This window comes from Vagococcus luciliae (assembly GCF_024637875.1).
GTDB lineage: Bacteria > Bacillota > Bacilli > Lactobacillales > Vagococcaceae > Vagococcus > Vagococcus luciliae.
Genome location: NZ_CP102451.1, coordinates 1,756,639 through 1,776,111, shown reverse-complemented (window position 1 = coordinate 1,776,111; position 19,473 = coordinate 1,756,639). Strand labels below are relative to the sequence as shown.

The window sequence follows — 19,473 nt, the reverse complement described above, 5'->3', positions numbered from 1 at the left end:
AATATGTTTGAAATATTTGTAAACTTAATTTAATATATGTTATATATCGTTTTTTTATAGAGGAGTATGAACATGCGCAAAAGAAAATATATCAAAGGGATTGATGGCTTAAGGGCAATCGCAGTCATCGGGGTCATCCTATACCATTTGATGCCCCAATCGGTATCAGGAGGTTTTTTAGGAGTTCCTTTATTTTTTGTCATTTCAGGCTATTTAATGACAGACATACTCCTATTTGAGTGGGAAAGTAGACAAAAAATTAAAATTCGCGATTTTTATTTTAGACGAGTCAAGCGAATTTATCCTTCCTTAATTGTTCTCTTTATTGTAACAGGAAGCGTGTTTGCATTTATTTCTCGCAAATACTTATTAAATTTTAAAGCAATTATTGCCTCGAGTTTATTTAATGTTAATAATTTTTGGCAGATAGCGAATGGTTTTTCTTATTTCGATCGTTTTTCGAATGAGTCACCTTTTACACATTTGTGGTCTCTATCGATTGAGGGGCAGTTTTATCTATTTTGGCCAATTATTTTAGCGATTTTATTGTATAAAGTAAAAGATTATAAAAAAATAAATCAATTTATTTTATTTATCACTGGATTATCGGCTGTGTTGATGATGGCATTTTATACACCAGAATCCATTAATCGCATTTATTATGGAACAGATACACGACTTTTTTCGGTCATGTTAGGGTCATCCTTAGCTTTTTTATTAAGAACGCAAGAAGAAAGAATAACATCAATTCATTTTGGAAAAAAACTATTAGTTTTTATCACTGGACTTATTTTAATAATAGGGTCGTTTGTTCTTTTTTCTGATAATAATGCTTTTGTTTATCGTGGTGGTATGTTGTTATTCAGTGTGATTGCAATGATTGTTTTAGGATTAATTGTCGAAATAGAAGGATTTAGTAACGCGTTAACTAATCCAATCATTCGTTGGATAGGCTCTAGAAGTTATGAAATTTATTTATGGCAATTACCTGTTATGGTTGTGTATACAGATCAATTAAAATGGGATGGAACGAACGCTCTCATGCATGGCGTGATTCAGTTAGTGATCATTGGTATCTTATCTGAGTTAACGTATCGTTTAGTCAGTCGTTTAAGACGAGTTGGTACTATGAAAGAGTTGATTGGGTTAATTGAATCACTTTTCAAAAAAAATATTCCCGTTTTAGTGGTACTAGTATTATTTTTAGGAACCTTTGTATATGGTGTCGCTGTTTCGCCATCAGGTAAAATGGATTCTGCTGTTGCACTTCAAAAGAAATTAGAGCAAAATAAACAGGCTGTTGAACAGCATAACAAAGAGTTATCTCAATCGAGTGAGAAAAAAGCCACGTCAACGACTAATACATCTAGTAGCGAACAAAAAAGTACGACAGAAACGTCTGATAGCTCAGAAACAGACTCACCTGCAGGTCTTAGTTCCGTTCAAAAAGAGAAAATTGCTAAAGTTTCTCTGGGGGCTGTAGGAGATTCTGTGTTACTGAGTGCTGCACCAGAATTACAAACTTATTTTCCAAAGAGTCATATTGACGCAGAAGTTGGTCGTCAATTAGTTGATAGTCAAGAGATTTTTGAAAAGTTAAATAAAAATAAACAGCTTGGTGACGTGGTATTAGTCGTTTTAGGTACAAATGGAAGTTTTAAAGAAAGTGATATTGATAAAATGATGCAGCAACTTGGTAATAGGTCAGTCTTTTTTGTCAATACTTTAGTTGATAGACCCTGGCAAGCATCTGTAAATGATACGTTAGCTAAGGCTGCTGCTAAATATAATAATGCCCATTTGATTGATTGGAAATCTTATGCAGAAGGTCATAGAGAATGGTTTGATGAAGATGGTATTCATTTGGTTCCAAATGGTGGGGAATATTTTAGTGAACTAGTAGCAACAGAAGTATTAAAAGTATTACCGAATTAAAAAAACCTACAGCTTTCATTTCAGAAAGCTGGTAGGTTTATTTTTTTAATTCAATAGCACGAGTAGGGCACTTTTGATAAGCAGATAATATTTCTTCAGGTAATGGTTCTTTAAAATTAATTTCTAATTGATCGCTGTCTTTGAATCGTACGATGCCATTGTCATAGTAATCAAAAACATCTGGTGCTTTTAATTGACACAAGCCACAAGCAATGCATTTTTCTGGTATAATTTTACATAACATAAAAAAACTCCTTTGAGGTGATAGTTTTTGTTCATAGAAGATGTGATATTATATTGTTTTAAATCAGGTGAGGTGATGCGCTACTCTACATTGTACCATCTTTTAAAAGGTAAGAAAACAACCTCTGTTTTGAGTTACGGAAAATTATACACTCTACTAGATTATTTTTGTTTGTTTCCTAAATTATCTAAGTCGCAATTTAATTCAAGTATTCATTCGCTGATTCAAATGGGTCATCTACAGCAAATGGATAGTCAATTGGTTAAGATAACGAATCAGGGTAAAGACATATTAAAATATAACGTATTATCTCAACTTTCTATCAAAGAATTTCATTTTTATAAATATGATGACGTATTTTGGCAACGTTTATTGTTCGTGTCACAGGTTATTTCTTATAAAAGTTATCAGAACGCAAATTATTTACCAATTGATAATGATCCTATACACCAGTTAAAAGTCAAACAATGGTTATTTCAACATAATAGTGATCAGTTAGTAAAAGAATTTTTTAGCGAATGGAAGCAATTGATCAAGTGTTTAACTGAAGATGAGCAAGATATTTTGGTAGGACAATTAGTTGGTCATGAGGTGGTTGGTTATACCTTGTCCCAGTTAGCTTTACAAAAAAATTATGATAAAGTATATGCGTATCTACTTTATAAAAGTGCACTTCATAAAATGTTGATACAGATAAATGAATCTTGTGATCATTATATATTGATGAACTCGCTAGTTGATATGGTAGAAAAAGAAAGAGAGCAAGATACAGTTGATTTAACTGATTATTTACTATCAAAAGGGCATACTATTAAACAAGTGGCACATATGAGACGTCTGAAGGAAAGTACTATTATGGATCATTTTATTGAAATAAGTATGAGTAAGCCGTCTGATGAATACATGTCTTATATACCAAAAGAAGTGTATCAACATTTAGAAGATTATCTTAAAGAATACCCAAATTATAAGAGTTGGAAGTATTCACAAGTCGTCTCAAAGATACCGACCTTAAAATTTTATGAGTTTAAGTTTTATCAATTTTATTTGTTGGGAAAAAAGGGGGATAAGTAGTGGAATTAGATAGATTTTTAAAACAAAGATTTGGGTTTGACATGTTTCATAAGGGGCAAAAAGAAACTATTGAGTCTATCTTAAATGGACAATCAACTCTATCTATTTTGCCAACAGGGGCTGGAAAATCTTTGTGTTATCAATTTCCAAGTTACTATCAAAATAATGGACAAACGATTGTTGTGTCTCCTCTAATTTCTTTAATGGAAGATCAGGTATCTCTTTTAAGAAAACAAGGTGAAAAATCAGTCATAGCAATAAATAGTTTATTAGAAAAACGGTCAAAAAAATATGTGTTAAGTCATCTAAATCAATATCGTTTTATTTTTATCAGTCCAGAATCCTTAAGCCAACCTGATATACTAGCTTGTTTTAAATTATTACATATCAGCTTACTTGTTGTTGATGAAGCACATTGCATTTCCCAATGGGGTCATGATTTTAGACCAAGTTATTTGGCGTTAAAAACGATTAAAAATCAATTAGGAAATCCTTTGATTTTAGCATTGACTGCTACAGCGACTGATGAAGTGAAGAAAGATATTTGTGAGCAATTATTTGAAGAAAATCAGTATGTAGAGATTTGTGAGTCGGTGAATCGTGAAAATATTTATTACAAAGTAGTTGAAACAGATGATAAACTCCTTTACTTAGAGTCTTTTTTGACAGATAAACAAGTACCGGGAATCATTTATTTTTCTAGTAAAAAAGAAGCAGATAGAGTGGCTGAATGGCTCAATCAAAGGCTTCCCTATACCGTACAAAGCTATCATGCTGATTTGTCTAATGATGATCGTATTCGAATTCAGGAGCAATTTATTTATGACGAGGTACGTGTATTGTGTGCAACGAGTGCATTTGGCATGGGAATTAATAAGGTGAATATTCGATTTGTGATTCATTATCATTTGCCAAATAGCTTAGAAAATTTTGTTCAGGAATCAGGTCGTGCGGGTCGAGATGGTCACCAAAGTTTATCTTTAATTTTATACCAACCTGGTGATGAACAGATTCATTTTTTCTTGCAGGAGCAAACATATCAAGAAAAAGAGGATTTATTATTTTTAGAAAATAAATCTGTTGAAGAACGAAAAATATTTGAGTTAGCTATGACTGAAGGACAAAAAAAATGGTTGAATCAAATTGACATGACCCATCAAGGGTGGCTTTTTTATAAAGAAAACTTAATGAGAAAGAAGAGACAACATGAATTAAACCTTTATAACATGATAGAATATTGTCAGAGTAGCAATTGTAGGCGTGAGTTAATACAACATTATTTTGGTGAACACCAAGATAATGGACAGCAGAGTTGTTGTGATAATTGCCAACATGACCAACCTGATATCAATGTGTTTAGAACAGAAGAAAAAAAAGAAGTAACATTCATAAATTCACAAGATAAATTAGAAAAAATGTTTTTTTAAAGGTTTTAGAGCGACATATTGTGCTAATTATGATAAAATGGTTTCAGATATTTTGAGGAGGTAGTATTTTTGAGTAAGGATAAGAATAATTTAACAGAAGATAAAAAAGAAGAATTAAACGAGCAAGAATCTTGGGATCAAGAAATATATGAAGATGATGGTTCAAGAACTAATAGACGTTCTAAATCTGAAAAAAGAACTTGGTTTGTAGTCAGTATTATTGTGATATTATTTTTGATTGTCTTAATTCCTACTGGTGCCATTATTTATTCTCAAATGAGTGGAAATTTAAATAGTGGGAAAACGGCATCACCAACTAGTTCAACGAGTGTTGTTAGTAGTAGCACTACAAAAGAATCTGAAACAAAATCAACAGAGTCAGCAAAATCTAGTACTGAAATGACAGAATCTTCATCTACTACTGTAGAAAGCACTTCTGAATCTTTTAGTGACGTGGAAGTACCTAAAAATGACCCATCAACAAGAGGTCAAGAAGCTCAAACTGAAACAGAGCAAAATAATACAACACAACAAAATCAAGGTCAAACAGCATCTCAAACCCCTGGTGGTGGAACTGTGTCATATGGTCAAGGAGATAGCACAAGATCATTATGGAAAATTTCTCAAGAAGCTGGTATTTCTTTAGACCAACTTTATCAATTAAATCCAGGTGTGACAGCTGAAAATGTTCAACCGGGGCAAGCAATTAGAGTGAAATAACAATCATTTGAGTCGTCTTAGGGCGGCTTTTTGATTAGTGTAAAAAGGAAGAGGAAAGACGTCGATGAGTAAACAGATTCAAGTGGCAATTGATGGACCAGCATCTGCTGGAAAAAGTACGGTAGCAAAAATTTTAGCCAAAAAAATGGGATATATTTATTGTGATACAGGCGCAATGTATCGCGTTGTGACGTATCATGCTTTAGAACATAAAATTAATTTAAAAAACACTGATGAATTAATGAATGCTTTATCTCATCTAAAGATTTCTTTTGATTATGTTGAAGGCATTCAACATGTTTATGCTAATGGAGTGGATGTAACAGATGCGATTCGTATGCCAGACGTAACAAACCATGTGTCTGAAGTGGCGGCTATTAAAGAAGTTAGACACGAATTAGTTAATCGTCAAAAAAATATATCAGCTTCGCAAAATATTGTGATGGATGGTCGAGATATTGGAACGGTTGTCTTACCGGATGCGGATTTAAAAATATTTTTAGTCGCAAGTGTTAAAGAAAGAGCGGAACGTCGTTATAAAGAAAATAGAACAAAAGGCATTATGACAAGCTTAGACGAACTACAAAAAGAAATAGAAGATAGGGATTATTACGACTCACATCGGAAAGAGTCTCCTTTAGTTCAAGCAAATGATGCCATAAAAGTGGATACAACAGGATTATCTATAGAAGAAGTTGTAAAAGTTATAGAAAATGAACTTAAAAAGGTAATTTCATCTCAAAATAATAGATAATACTAGTAAAGTCTTTTTATTTTATGTAGAATATAAGTAAGTAGTAAAAATCAAGTAAGTGTTGCTTAGGAGGATAAGGATATTATGGCAGATGAAACAATGTTAGATGCAATTGAAAGTGTTCAAGATGTAAGAGTAGGTGATTTAGTACAAGGCGAAATTTTAGCCGTTGATGATAATAAACAAGCTGTTGTTGGCATTATCGGTGCTGGAGTTGAAGGTGTTATTCCTTTAAAAGAATTATCAACTATTCCAGTAGAAAACGTAACAGACGTTGTCTCAATTGGTGATATTATGGATTTGGTTGTTATTTCTGAAATCGGAAAAGATAAAGAAAATGGTAGCTATCTATTGTCTAAACGTCGCTTAGATGCACGTAAAGTATGGCAAGAAATTGAAGATAAATTTAAAGATGGTGAGCTAATCGAAGGGCCTGTAACAGATGTTGTTAAAGGTGGATTAGTGGTAGATGTTGGAGTGAGAGGGTTTGTTCCAGCTTCAATGGTATCAGATCACTTTGTATCAGATTTTTCTGAATACAAAGGTCAAACCTTAACGTTTAAAATTGTTGAAATTGAACCATCAGAAAACCGTCTAATCCTTTCTCATAGAGCCGTATTAGAAGCAGAAAAAGCAAAAGCAAAAGAAGAAGTTTTTGGTAAATTAGTTGCCGGTGACGTGGTGACTGGTAAAGTGGCTCGTTTAACAGACTTTGGAGCTTTTGTTGATTTAGGTGGAGTGGATGGATTAGTTCATGTGTCTGAAATTTCACATGCTCATGTGTCAAAACCATCAGATGTTTTAACTTCTGGTGAAGAAGTGACCGTAAAAGTATTAAGCATTGATCCAGAAAAAGAACGTGTGTCATTGTCAATTAAAGAAACATTGCCTGGACCATGGGATGATATTGAATCAAAAGCAAGTGTTGGTTCAGTCTTGGAAGGAACAGTGAAACGATTGACAACGTTTGGGGCATTCGTTGAGGTATTACCAGGCGTTGAAGGATTGGTTCATATTTCTCAAATTTCACATAAACATATTGCAACACCTCATGAAGAATTAAATGAAGGTGATGTAGTCCAAGTGAAAGTACTTGATGTGTCTGAAGAGAATAGACGTATTGGACTAAGCATTAAAGCCCTACAAGAAAAAGAAGACGAAGTAGTCGTAGAAGAAGACGATTATGTTATGCCAGAAGAGTCAACAGGCTTTACATTAGGTGATGTGTTAGGTGAAGATTTAACAGGTAAATAAAAAAACGTCAGCTTACGAGCTGACTTTTTTTATGAATTATTTGACATTTACCTTGCACCAACCGTGGCTTCGGGTTAAACTACATAAGGATAAAAAAGTAAAAGGATAAAGGAGGAATGACTATGTCAATCCCTACACTAGCGATTGTTGGACGTCCAAACGTTGGAAAATCAACCCTGTTCAATCGTATGGCTGGAGAGAGAATTTCTATCGTGGAAGATGTTCCTGGTGTCACTCGTGATAGAATTTATGCCCATTCTGAATGGTTGGGACGTGAATTTAGCATTATTGATACTGGTGGAATCGAGATGAGTGATGAGCCTTTTATGGATCAAATTAAACACCAAGCTCAAATAGCTATTGAAGAAGCAGATGTGATTATTTTAGTGACAAGTGGTCGTGAAGGGGTCACCGATGCGGACGAATATGTGGCTAAAATATTATATAAAAGTGATAAACCAGTCATTTTAGCAGTAAATAAAGTAGATAATCCTGAAATGCGTAGTGATGTTTATGAATTCTATTCACTTGGGTTAGGTGAACCAATCCCTGTTTCAGGAAGTCACGGCATTGGTTTAGGGGATGTGTTAGATGAAGCCATCAAACATTTTAAACCAGTTGAAGCTGAGGAAGAAGACGATATTATTCGTTTTAGTTTGATTGGTCGACCAAATGTTGGGAAATCATCTCTTATTAATGCCATGCTAGGTGAAGATAGAGTCATCGTTTCTAACGTTGCTGGAACGACACGTGATGCGATTGATACGTCTTTTGTATCAAATACAGGCCAAGAGTTTATCATGATTGATACGGCTGGTATGAGAAAAAAAGGTAAAGTCTATGAAAACACGGAAAAATATAGTGCGATGCGTGCAATGCGTGCGATTGACCGCTCTGATGTGGTATTAGTTGTATTGAACGCAGAAGAAGGAATCCGTGAGTACGATAAACGGATTGCTGGATTTGCTCATGATGCAGGAAAAGGTATTGTGATTGTCGTAAATAAATGGGATACATTAGATAAAGACAATCATACGATGAAAGAATTTGAAGAAGACATTCGCTCTGAATTCAGATACCTTGATTATGCCCCAATAGTATATGTATCAGCTAAGACAAAACAACGTTTGCATCAATTACCTGAAATCATCGAGACCGTTAGTCAGAATCAAACATTACGTATTCCATCATCTATTTTAAATGATGTCATCATGGATGCAGTGGCAATCAACCCAACACCGACTGACAAAGGGAAACGTTTGAAGATATTTTATGCCACTCAAGTAGCGATTAAACCACCAACCTTTGTTGTATTTGTTAATGAAGAAGAATTAATGCATTTCTCTTACTCAAGATTCTTAGAAAATCAAATAAGACGTGCTTTCGAGTTTGAAGGAACGCCTATTCGAATCCTTACAAGACGAAGAAAATAGGTTATTTTAACATACTATTTTTATTTTTGCAAAAAAAGATTAAAAAAGCTAAAATATCAATCATTTCTTTGATTAACCTTGCTAAATCAATGTTCTTATGGTATCTTTGTTTAAGAAATATTGTAAACGAATATTTCTACTCATGCATATTGAATGATTCAAAATGCATGATTTAGAAAACATGATGTCACATAAAACATCGAATCTTTTTCGAGGAGGTGAAATTAATAATGGCAAATAAAGCAGAATTAATCGAAAAAGTTGCAGAAGCAACTGGATTAACTAAAAAAGATGCGACAGCATCAGTAGACGCTGTATTTACTTCAATTCAAGAATTTTTATCTGAAGGTGAAAAAGTTCAATTAATCGGATTCGGAAACTTCGAAGTACGTGAAAGAGCTGCCCGTAAAGGACGTAACCCACAAACAGGTGAAGAAATTCAAATCGCTGCAAGTAAAGTACCTGCATTTAAACCAGGTAAAGCGTTAAAAGATGCAGTTAAATAAAACTGTTAAAGCAAGTATCGAATTTTTGATACTTGCTTTTTTTTTATAAAGTTAAACGAATTTCTAGGAAAAAACATAGAAATCAGATAGAATGAATAAGACGAATAAAATGAGGGTGATTATGATGCATTGGATTTCAGTATTAATCGTAGGAAGTATTATTGGTGCAGTTGCAACATTAATAACAGGAAAAAAAGACTCACAAGGTTGCTTATTTAACCTTGTGGCAGGGTTATTAGGTTCTGCAATCGGACAAAAAATGTTTGGTGATGATTGGGGAGGACAACTGGCTGGTATGGCATTAGTTCCTTCTATTTTAGGAGCCATTATTATTGTTGCAATTGCTTCTATTTTCCAAAAAAAATAGCACATCACAGATGAAGGAGAAAAAATATGTCATATAGTAAACAAATGTTAGAAGCATTATCATCTGGAGACTTAGCTCAAGCGACGGTTTATTTTAATGAAGCTTTGTCACAAGATTTACCAGAAGAAAAATTACAATTAGCGGATAATTTATATCAACTAGGCTTTCTTGAAGAAGCGAGCACGTTGTTTAAAGATTTGTTGAGTCTTTATCCTGATGAGGATAGTTTGAAAATATCTTTAGGAGAAATTGCCATTGAAGAAGATAAGCTAGAAGAAGCGTTTGAATGGTTAGAACAAATTAAGCCAAGCAGTGAATTATACGCACAAAGCTTATTGACGTTAGCGGATATTTATCAATTGATGGAAATTCCTGAAGTGAGCGAACAAAAATTAAAAGAAGCTAAAAAGATACTGCCAAATGAGCCATTGATTGATTTAGCACTAGGAGAATTATACTTCTCAACTGAAAGCTATCAAAATGCCATTACAACGTATGAGATGATAAAAGAAACGTACCCAACCTTTGAGTCGCCAATTGATTTAGATGAGCGTATAGGGGTATCTTTGTCAAGAATTGGTGAATATGAAGAAGCAGTGACCTTTTTAGAATCTGCTATCAAACAATCTGAAACAGTGGAGCGATTGTTTCAGTTGGCTCTTTGTTACTATCAAATTAGAGAAAATGAACGCAGTATTCAACTTTTAACAAAAGTTAGCGAGATGAATCCTGAATTTAATCAAGTTTATTATCCATTGGCACAAATCCTATTTGATGAAGGACGATATGATGATGCATTAGAAGTAGCTGAAAAAGGAATTCATGTTAATCCTTATGATGTGTCTGTCTATCATTTAGCGTCAGAAGCATCTTATCAACTAAATCAAAAAGACCAGGCAAAAATGTATTTAGAAGAAGTTATCTCATTGGAATTAGATAGTGATATTTCAAAACTAAAACTAGCTGAACTGTTATTAAAAGAAGAAGAATATGAAGAAGCCATCCATTTAGTTTCGACATTAGATATTTTAGATCAAGGTGAAGCCTATTGGTACTTAGCACAAGCTTATAATGGTTTAGAAGAGTATGCAGATGCGAAAAAATATTATGAGTTAGCTCATCCATATATGGATATTGATGCTGATTTCTTAAAAGATTATGGTATTTTTCTACGAGAAGAAGGACAATTAGACAAATCAAAAGAGGTATTACAAGCCTATTTGACAATGGTTCCAGATGATTTGATGATTGTTACAATGTTGGAAGAGTAGTGAAGAATATGATTAATTTAGAGGACAAACGAGCCTTTATCACCTGGCTAGTGGAAACTATTACGCTAAAAGAAAAAGAAGCTTATTGGATTTTAAATTATTTACTTAATCATGATGCCATACTCAATCGCGTCGTGTTTGTTGAACAAGCAGATAAAACGCCTAGGGGTCTTGTGATAGCCGATACAAGGGAAAATCAGGATGGACTCGTTTTATTTAAAGAAACCCAGTCTTTTACTGATGCCCAACAAATATTTCATGAGATTAGAATGAATTATAAAGATCCTTTATACATTGAAATTTGTTTTAAAAATCGTGAATTCAATCAATTGTATCAAACAGTCATAGAAGATAATCCGTTTCTTAGTGCATTTGATTTGATTTCAACAGAGATGTTTCATCGTATAGAAGAAGATTTTAAACAAAAACAATCCGAAAAAGAAGTGGAATATTTATTAACCAAAATAAATGATGCGATTGATTCAAACAATCAACAAGAGTTTATTTATTGGTCAGATGAATACCAAAAAAGAAAAAACAAAAGTGGTGGATAATCTCTCTCACTTTTGTTTTTTTGCTTGTTCATGTAGTTCTTGTAACTCTTTATAAGTAAAGCCTTCTCCTGAGACTTCATTGATGTTGAAAAAAGTCATAAAGGCGCGTGGATCAATCTCATAACAAATTTCTTTGATACGACTCATCTCACTAATGCTTGCAACACAGTAAACCATTTGTCTACTTTCTTTTGAAAAGCCACCTTCGCTATTAATATACGTTACACCGCGATCTAACTCTTTCATAATGGTATCGCCAATTTGCCTATCATGGTCTGAGACAATAAAAACGGCCTTAGCACCATAGGACGCATCTTGTACGAAATCTACCACTCGGCTGAATACAAAGACAGCAATAAGCGTGTACATCATTTCTTTAAGTGATAAATAGCTTAGAGACAACAGTAAGACACATATATCTAATGTAAACAGCGATCGTCCAATTGTCATACCTAAACGTCTCTCGATGATACGAGCAATAATGTCTGTTCCACCAGTCGTCCCACCATACTTATACACGATTCCACTACCAATTCCACCGCAAATCCCTGCAAGAAGTGCGGCAATTAAAATATCGTTATCAACAGAAATGTTTAAAGGTATTTTTTGCCAAACCCACAAGTTTAATGACAAGGATAAGGAACCGACTAATGTTAAAATAAGTGGTTCTAATCCGAGTAACTTTAGTCCAACTAAAATAAGTGGAATATTTAAAATAAGTGTGGTCAGTGCAGGGTCAACATGAAGAAGATTATAGACAATTAATGCAATTCCCGTCATCCCGCCTTCAGCTAACTTGTTTGCCATATTAAAATTAACCAAACCAAAGCTAAAAATACTCGCTCCAATAAAAATCATGATACAATTAATAAAAAATTGCCTGTTTATACGCATAGTTTGCCCCCAAAAAACCATATTTACACCATTTAGTTTCATCTTATCACTGTCTAAGGGGTGCAACAAGGGCAACAGATACTAAAAACTAGGTGTATTTTAGAATATTTTTAAAAGGAGTTTATCATGGAAAAAATAGAGAAATTAACTCAAATGCAAAAAGAAGTGGACGATTACATTCAACAATTTAAAGCAGGCTATTTTTCTCCTCTTGCTCAAATGGCAAGATTAACCGAAGAAATGGGAGAATTAGCTAGAGAAATTAATCATTACTACGGGGAAAAACCTAAAAAATTAACTGAAAAGCCAAAAACAGTAGAAGAAGAATTAGGGGATGTTTTCGTTGTGTTATTAATTATGGCGAATTCTTTAGATATTGATTTAGCAAAAGTATTTGAAGATAATATGAAAAAGTTTTATGCTAGAGATAGTCATCGCTTTGAACGAGTGGATGAGGGAAAAAGTATAAAGTAGAAAGTTGATAAAAATGAAAATAAATGAGTTACCAATCGAATTTAAACAAGCGTTACCAGTCATAAAAGAAATCAATCGCCATGGTTATGAAGCTTATTTTGTTGGTGGAAGTGTTAGAGATGTTATTCTACATCAGACAATTCATGATGTTGATATTGCAACAAGTGCGTTTCCAGAAGAAATTAAAGAGATATTTCCACGGACAATTGATGTTGGGATCGAACATGGCACAGTCCTTGTTTTATATAATCAAGATCAATATGAAATTACCACATTTCGTACGGAGTCAACTTATCAAGATTATCGACGACCAGATAAGGTGACGTTTGTTAGAACACTGGAAGAAGATTTAAAACGACGTGATTTTACCATGAATGCCTTAGCTATGACACTTGATGGAGAGATTGTTGATTTATTTGAAGGCATCGAATCCATTCATGAAAAAGAGATTAAAGCAGTCGGGAATCCTGATGAACGGTTTAGTGAAGATGCTCTTAGAATGATGCGCGCCTTGAGATTTGCTAGTCAATTAGATTTTAATATTGAAGTAAAAACGGAAGAGGCAATAGCTAAAAATCATTTATTACTCGAAAAAATTGCCATTGAACGCATTTATATCGAGTGGGTTAAATTGTTAATGGGGTCCCATCGAAAAAAAGGATTACACCCTTTTATTGAAACAAATTGTTATAAGTGTTGCCCAGAATTATCGAGTAAAAAAGATGAGTTGATGAGTTTTTCAGATGTTAATCCTACGATGTTGTTAACAAGTGAAGAATTAGCTTGGAGTTGCTTATTAATTACATTAAAAGAGACAAAGATCAAATCATTTTTCACAAAATGGAAAGCATCAAAACACTTATCTAACGTGGTTAGTCAAGTAGTCATGTACTACAATCATCGTCTGGAAAACGACTGGGATGCCCAATCTTTATATGATGCAGGGGTAGAAGTCATTTCTTTAGTTGAACAAGCAAGAGCCTTTTTTAGCTTGCCAAATGATGAAACTTTGTATTTAGAAAAATACGATCAATTACCTATTAAATCAATTGCTGATTTGAGTATTTCAGGTCGTGATATTTTATCATTTACTAATAAAAAGCCAGGACCTTGGTTAGGAAATATTTTATCATTTAGTGAAAAAAAAGTATTGAATGGTCATTGGAAAAATGATAAAGACACGTTATTAAAAAATATCAAAGAAATGGTGGTGGATTAGATGGATTATGAAATGACATTTGAAGTCACAAAACGATACACAGCAAAAGAATTAGGTTCAGGAACACTGAATGTGTTAGGAACACCTGGTCTTATTGCAATGGTTGAGAATGTTTGCATGAATGCTATTGAAAAAGATTTAGAAATAGGATATACCTCTGTAGGCTCTTCAATAGACATTAATCACATGCGACCTTCAATAACAGGTGCATTAATTAAAATTATTGCGACATTGAAAGAATCTGATGAAAAATCTTTTCATTTTACTTATAAAGCATATGACCAAGATGCATTGATAGCTACAGGAAAACATACTCGTGTTAAAGTGAATACCATGACATTTATGGAACGTATTAAATAATAATAGATATAATTTGTGAAAAGATTAATAAAGTTGTTTATTTTTTTTATTAACCATGTTACAATAAATGTGTAAGAAAGATGATAAGTTTCTAATTGGAAAGAGGAGATCATTTATGGCAAAAACAATGACAGGTTTTAAATTTTATTTCAGAAATGGTGAAACATGGACAATAGACCGTGAATGCATTGGCGATTTATGGATTAGTAAAGTATCAACAAGTTATGGACGTATCAATGGAAGTGATTTTCAAAAAATTAGACCATGTGAAGGATTCAAAATAGAAATCTTAAGTGAAGCAGATCATGTGCAAACAGATGATATCAACTTAGGTGGACTAGAATCAGGTATGTTTGAACGTGCAACAAAATATCAAGACATTGAAAAAATGGATATCATATTTGATGATGAAACAAGTGATTTAATTTACTTCCCATATAAAGACAAAGAGACACCTGGTCAAGAAGGATTAGATAATGTTCATCAAACAACAAAAATATCTAAAAATGGTCATTTGTACATTGTTATTGATGAAACAAAATCAGTTGATGATGTTTATGGAGAATTTTTATAAAAATTAAATAATATTTGTTTGAAGAGTTATGCCACTTTAACATAACTCTTTTTTTATGTTTAAAAATTCACAAAAAGTTCTAAAAAAAACAACAAAAAAATAATTAAAAAACACACAAATAACCCTTAGTATATTATGTGTGTTCAAATAAAGAGGCTAAGGAGAATAAAAGTGAAAAACAGAAAAACTTTAAGATTACAGTCGATTTTAATCTTTTCGCTGTTGCTTATGGCGATGTTAGTTAGTAGTGTGTTAACGTTTGCTAAGACAAAACAGACAAATAATGGAGATCAGTATGTTACTAATATTCAGTTAAATCATGGAGATGGAAAGCCAATCGTTGATGGCGATACGATGTACATTAATGAAAAATATAGTCTGGAGTATGATTGGGAAATACCTGATAATACGTTTAAGAAAGGAGACACACTCGATTTTTCGATTCCAAAAGAATTTAAAATTGTTGATCGAATGAATATTATCCTTAAAGATGGGACGCAAGAAGTAGCTAGAGCAGACGTTGAAGGGAATGAAACAGATGGCTATTATATACATATGACCTTTACAACAGATTATGTGGAAACACATTCTTTAGTATCTGGTAAGTTTAATTTTAACTACATTTTAAATGAACGTTATATTAAACAAGGATCAGATAATACTATTATATTACCAGATGAAGAAATAACGGTTCATGTACCAGAAATTGAAGATCCTTCTGGTGGAGGAGGAGATGGAGTTGACGCTGGTGATACGAATGCCAATAAAAAAATGGGACAAGAGCCAGATATAACAACTTCTGAACATCCAATTGTTTTTAAATGGCAAATCGATCTTGGAAAAAATAAGCTATTGGGTAAAGCCAATTCTTTTGATGAAATTAAACACATTTATATAGAAGACACACCCAAAGAACAAAAATTAATTCCATTCTTTAAATTAGATGATTATTGGAGAAATTCGTTTGCATTTGATGCTGCTTTCTTTAAAAATGCGGAATGGGTATATGATGGATTGCCAATGGATAAAGTAGACCTTAAAAAAAGTAATCAAGGAGATTACTATGAATCCTTTAAAGTGGATATTTTACCAAGAATTAATGACTTTATTAAAAAAGCCGTCCCAAAAGATGGCAGTGATAAGGTGGACTTTAAGCAGTATAAACTAGAGTATTATACAGAACCACTATATGATTTAACGGAAGATACAGAATTTTATAATGATGCCACTGTTACTATAGAATACGAGAACGGAGAGAAAGATTCTTGGGACTTGTCACACTCTATTATGTATAATGTTGCAGAAGGTAGTATCACAGGTCAAACAGGTGGTGTGTCATTTGAGAAGATTGATGCCGATAATAATAAGCCATTAACTGGTGCGGAATTTGATTTGTATCAAAAAGTAAGTGGAAAAGATGATAAAAAAATTCAATCAGGTATTAAAACAGATGTCAATGGGAAAGTAGCAATAGATAATTTAACAGTGGGAAGTTACTATTTTATCGAAACTAAAGCACCTGAAGGATATGAACTATCAAATGAAAAATTAGAGTTTACATTGACTAGACAAGATATGTCATCAGACAATCAAACGATTAAAATAAAAGATATTGGTCAATTTAAAAATCATAAAAATAACGACAAAGAAATTGATATAAGTGTGACAAAACGTTGGGAAGATGCGAACAATCAAGATGGTATACGACCAAAGTCAATTCAAGTCCAACTTTATGCAGATGGCAAGAAAAGCGGTAAACCAGTTGAATTAAATGAAGGTAATGAGTGGAAACATACTTGGAAAAACTTATCAGAAAGTTCAAATAGTCAGACAATAAACTATACAGTAAAAGAGGTCAGTGATATACCAGGCTATACATCAAGTATCGATGATTCTAATGCATCAGATGTGATTATTACAAATACCCATGATCCTGAAACAACTGAAATTAAGGGCGAAAAACATTGGGATGATGCGAATAATCAAGATGGTAAGCGTCCAACTTCAATTGAAGTGAATTTATTAGCTGATGGGAAAGTTTTCAAAACTAAAACAGTAACAGAAAAAGATAATTGGAAATATAACTTTACTAACCTACCAAAATATCATCAAGGTGAGTTAATTCATTACACAGTGACTGAAAATGCAGTGGACGGCTATTCAACAACAATGAATGGTACAGACTTAACCAATCACTATACACCAGGTAAAACAAGTGTGACAGTCACAAAACGTTGGGAAGATGCTAATAATCAAGATGGCAAACGTCCTAATACCATTCAAGTTCAACTTTATGCAGATGATAAAGAAAGTGGCAAACCAGTTGAATTAAATGAGGGTAATGCGTGGGCATATACTTGGCAAGATTTAGCTGAAAAGGCAAATGGTCAAACGATTCAATATACGGTCAAAGAAGTTAGTGATGTGCCAGGATATACAGCTACTACAACAGATAGTAATCAAGGAAACATCATTATTACAAATACCCATGATCCAGAAACAACTGAAATTAAAGGTGAAAAACATTGGGATGATGCGAACAATCAAGATGGTAAACGTCCGGCATCAATTGAAGTGAATTTACTAGCTAATGGTAAAGTTATTGAGACTAAAACAGTGACAGAAAAAGATAATTGGAAATATGACTTTACTAACCTACCAAAATATCATCAAGGTGAGTTAATTCATTACACAGTGACTGAAAACACAGTGGACGGCTATTCAACAACAGTGAATGGTACCGACTTAACCAATCACTATACACCAGGTAAAACAAGTGTGACAGTCACAAAACGCTGGGAAGATAATCAAAACCAAGATGGATTACGTCCGAATGCTATTAGCGTTCAACTTTATGCAGATGGCAAAGAAAGTGGTGAACCTGTTGAATTAAATGATGGGAATGAATGGACATATACTTGGCAAGATTTAGCTGAAAAGGCAAATGGAACCACAATTAAATACACTGTTAAAGAAATAAATGAGGTATCAGGTTACGCAACAAATGTGTTAGATGATAATATTGGAAACATCATTATCACAAATACTCATGATCCTGAAACAACTGAAATTAAAGGTGAAAAACACTGGGATGATGCGAACAATCAAGATGGTAAACGTCCGGCATCAATTGAAGTAAATTTACTAGCTGATGGGAAAGTCATTGAGACTAAAACGGTGACAGAAAAAGATAATTGGAAATACGACTTTACTAACCTACCCAAATATCATCAAGGTCAATTGATTAAATATACTGTGACTGAAAATGCAGTGGAAGATTATTCAACAATGGTGAGTGGTGCTGATTTGACCAATCACTACACACCAGGAAAAACAAGTGTGACTGTGACGAAACGTTGGGATGATAATCAAAATCAAGACGGATTACGACCAGAGTCCATTCAAGTTCAGCTTTACGCAGATGGCAAGGAAAGTGGTAAACCCGTTGAATTAAATGAAAGTAATAAGTGGCAGTACACTTGGCAAGAGTTAGATGAAAAAGCCAATGGAAAAACAATTCATTACGCAGTAAAAGAGATTGAAACGGTACCTGATTATTCAATGAGTGTGTCAGATAATAATAAGGGGAATATTATTATTACGAATACTCACACGCCTGAAATGACTCAAGTAAAAGGTGAAAAACATTGGGATGATGCGAACAATCAAGATGGTAAGCGCCCAACCTCAATTGAAGTGAATTTACTAGCTAATGGTAAAGTTATTGAGACTAAAACAGTGACTGAAAAAGATAACTGGAAATATGATTTTACTAATCTACCCAAATATGAGTCAGGTAAAGAAATAAATTATACCGTGACAGAAGACACTGTCTCAGGTTACTCAACTAGTATTGATGGCACAGATATCACAAATCACTATACACCAGGAAAAACAAGTGTAACCGTGACAAAACGTTGGGAAGATAATCAAGATAAAAATAATACACGTCCAACGAGCATTAAAGTTCAACTCTATGCAGATGGTAAGAAAAGTGGTAAAGCTGTTGAATTGAATGAGGACAATCATTGGACATATACATGGGACAAATTAGCCGAAAAAGAAAATGGAAAACCAATTGATTATACAGTGAAAGAAATAACTAAAGTACCAGGTTACACAACAAGTGTGAATGACACGAATATTGGTAACATCATTATTACCAATACTTTAAATAATGAATCACATGATAAACTACCAAACACAGGTGGAAATAATAACAGTAGCAATGGACAATCAAGTAACAGCTCAAACTCACAAAATAAATTACCAAGTACTGGTGAAAAGAATGATACTCTACTATTTATAAGTGGATTAGTTATTCTTATGATTAGTGCGATAGTTATCTGGTATGTGAAGCAACATAGAGTAAAAGAATAATACGAACCCCTCTCAGATATTTAGTATCTGAGG

General features: G+C 33.3%; 18 protein-coding genes. 16 read left to right on the top strand and 2 right to left on the bottom strand.

Features of this window, described 5'->3' with window-relative positions; translation table 11 throughout:
• The first annotated feature begins 72 nt into the window (after window positions 1–72).
• Window positions 73–1,935 carry an acyltransferase family protein gene (locus tag G314FT_RS08570; protein WP_257700581.1) on the top strand — a complete coding sequence of 621 codons (1,863 nt, stop codon included), beginning with the start codon at window positions 73–75 and terminating at the stop codon, window positions 1,933–1,935.
• A gap of 37 nt (window positions 1,936–1,972) precedes the next feature.
• Here the strand turns inward: G314FT_RS08570 and G314FT_RS08565 are convergent, their stop codons facing one another.
• Window positions 1,973–2,179, bottom strand: coding sequence for a ferredoxin (locus G314FT_RS08565; protein WP_257700580.1), 207 nt, complete (start codon window positions 2,177–2,179; stop codon window positions 1,973–1,975).
• A gap of 27 nt (window positions 2,180–2,206) precedes the next feature.
• On the opposite strand from G314FT_RS08565, the gene G314FT_RS08560 reads away from it, so the two are divergent.
• The 10 genes from G314FT_RS08560 (at window position 2,207) to G314FT_RS08515 (ending at window position 11,539) form a co-directional block, all read left to right on the top strand.
• A complete protein-coding gene (locus G314FT_RS08560; protein ID WP_257700579.1) occupies window positions 2,207–3,253 on the top strand; it encodes a YpbB family protein in 1,047 nt (348 codons plus the stop codon).
• Window positions 3,253–4,680 carry a RecQ family ATP-dependent DNA helicase gene (locus G314FT_RS08555; RefSeq protein WP_257700578.1) on the top strand — a complete coding sequence of 476 codons (1,428 nt, stop codon included), beginning with the start codon at window positions 3,253–3,255 and terminating at the stop codon, window positions 4,678–4,680. The genes G314FT_RS08560 and G314FT_RS08555 overlap by 1 nt, the downstream gene beginning before the upstream one ends.
• A 69-nt stretch (window positions 4,681–4,749) precedes the next feature.
• Entirely contained in the window at window positions 4,750–5,400 is a 651-nt protein-coding gene (locus G314FT_RS08550; protein WP_257700577.1) for a LysM peptidoglycan-binding domain-containing protein, read from the top strand.
• Between the two features lie 64 nt (window positions 5,401–5,464).
• Entirely contained in the window at window positions 5,465–6,154 is a 690-nt protein-coding gene (gene cmk / locus G314FT_RS08545; RefSeq protein WP_257700576.1) for a (d)CMP kinase, read from the top strand.
• Between the two features lie 84 nt (window positions 6,155–6,238).
• Window positions 6,239–7,408, top strand: a complete 1,170-nt coding sequence (gene rpsA, locus G314FT_RS08540) for a 30S ribosomal protein S1 (protein WP_257700575.1) — start codon at window positions 6,239–6,241, stop codon at window positions 7,406–7,408.
• Between the two features lie 122 nt (window positions 7,409–7,530).
• The gene (gene der, locus G314FT_RS08535; RefSeq protein WP_257700574.1) at window positions 7,531–8,841 is read left to right on the top strand and encodes a ribosome biogenesis GTPase Der; all 1,311 of its coding nucleotides are present in this window, start codon (window positions 7,531–7,533) and stop codon (window positions 8,839–8,841) included.
• Between the two features lie 230 nt (window positions 8,842–9,071).
• Entirely contained in the window at window positions 9,072–9,347 is a 276-nt protein-coding gene (locus G314FT_RS08530) for an HU family DNA-binding protein (protein ID WP_071457044.1), read from the top strand.
• A gap of 124 nt (window positions 9,348–9,471) precedes the next feature.
• Window positions 9,472–9,714, top strand: a complete 243-nt coding sequence (locus G314FT_RS08525) for a GlsB/YeaQ/YmgE family stress response membrane protein (RefSeq protein WP_117972759.1) — start codon at window positions 9,472–9,474, stop codon at window positions 9,712–9,714.
• 26 nt (window positions 9,715–9,740) lie between these two features.
• On the top strand, window positions 9,741–10,985 hold the full coding sequence (locus G314FT_RS08520; RefSeq protein ID WP_257700572.1) for a tetratricopeptide repeat protein: 1,245 nt from the start codon (window positions 9,741–9,743) through the stop codon (window positions 10,983–10,985).
• An 8-nt stretch (window positions 10,986–10,993) separates the two neighbouring features.
• Window positions 10,994–11,539, top strand: coding sequence for a YpiB family protein (locus tag G314FT_RS08515; protein ID WP_257700571.1), 546 nt, complete (start codon window positions 10,994–10,996; stop codon window positions 11,537–11,539).
• 6 nt (window positions 11,540–11,545) lie between these two features.
• On the opposite strand, the gene G314FT_RS08510 is transcribed toward G314FT_RS08515, so the two are convergent.
• Window positions 11,546–12,433: a YitT family protein gene (locus tag G314FT_RS08510; protein ID WP_257700570.1), complete on the bottom strand. Its 888-nt coding sequence runs from the start codon at window positions 12,431–12,433 to the stop codon at window positions 11,546–11,548.
• A 126-nt stretch (window positions 12,434–12,559) separates the two neighbouring features.
• On the opposite strand from G314FT_RS08510, the gene G314FT_RS08505 reads away from it, so the two are divergent.
• The 5 genes from G314FT_RS08505 (at window position 12,560) to G314FT_RS08485 (ending at window position 19,440) form a co-directional block, all read left to right on the top strand.
• The gene (locus tag G314FT_RS08505) at window positions 12,560–12,907 is read left to right on the top strand and encodes a nucleotide pyrophosphohydrolase (protein WP_257700569.1); all 348 of its coding nucleotides are present in this window, start codon (window positions 12,560–12,562) and stop codon (window positions 12,905–12,907) included.
• 13 nt (window positions 12,908–12,920) lie between these two features.
• The gene (locus G314FT_RS08500; RefSeq protein ID WP_257700567.1) at window positions 12,921–14,126 is read left to right on the top strand and encodes a CCA tRNA nucleotidyltransferase; all 1,206 of its coding nucleotides are present in this window, start codon (window positions 12,921–12,923) and stop codon (window positions 14,124–14,126) included.
• Complete coding sequence (locus G314FT_RS08495; RefSeq protein ID WP_257700564.1) at window positions 14,127–14,486, top strand: thioesterase family protein; 360 nt, start codon at window positions 14,127–14,129, stop codon at window positions 14,484–14,486.
• A 115-nt stretch (window positions 14,487–14,601) separates the two neighbouring features.
• On the top strand, window positions 14,602–15,060 hold the full coding sequence (locus G314FT_RS08490; RefSeq protein WP_257700562.1) for a hypothetical protein: 459 nt from the start codon (window positions 14,602–14,604) through the stop codon (window positions 15,058–15,060).
• A gap of 171 nt (window positions 15,061–15,231) precedes the next feature.
• Window positions 15,232–19,440 carry a Cna B-type domain-containing protein gene (locus G314FT_RS08485; protein WP_257700560.1) on the top strand — a complete coding sequence of 1,403 codons (4,209 nt, stop codon included), beginning with the start codon at window positions 15,232–15,234 and terminating at the stop codon, window positions 19,438–19,440.
• Window positions 19,441–19,473: the final 33 nt, after the last annotated feature.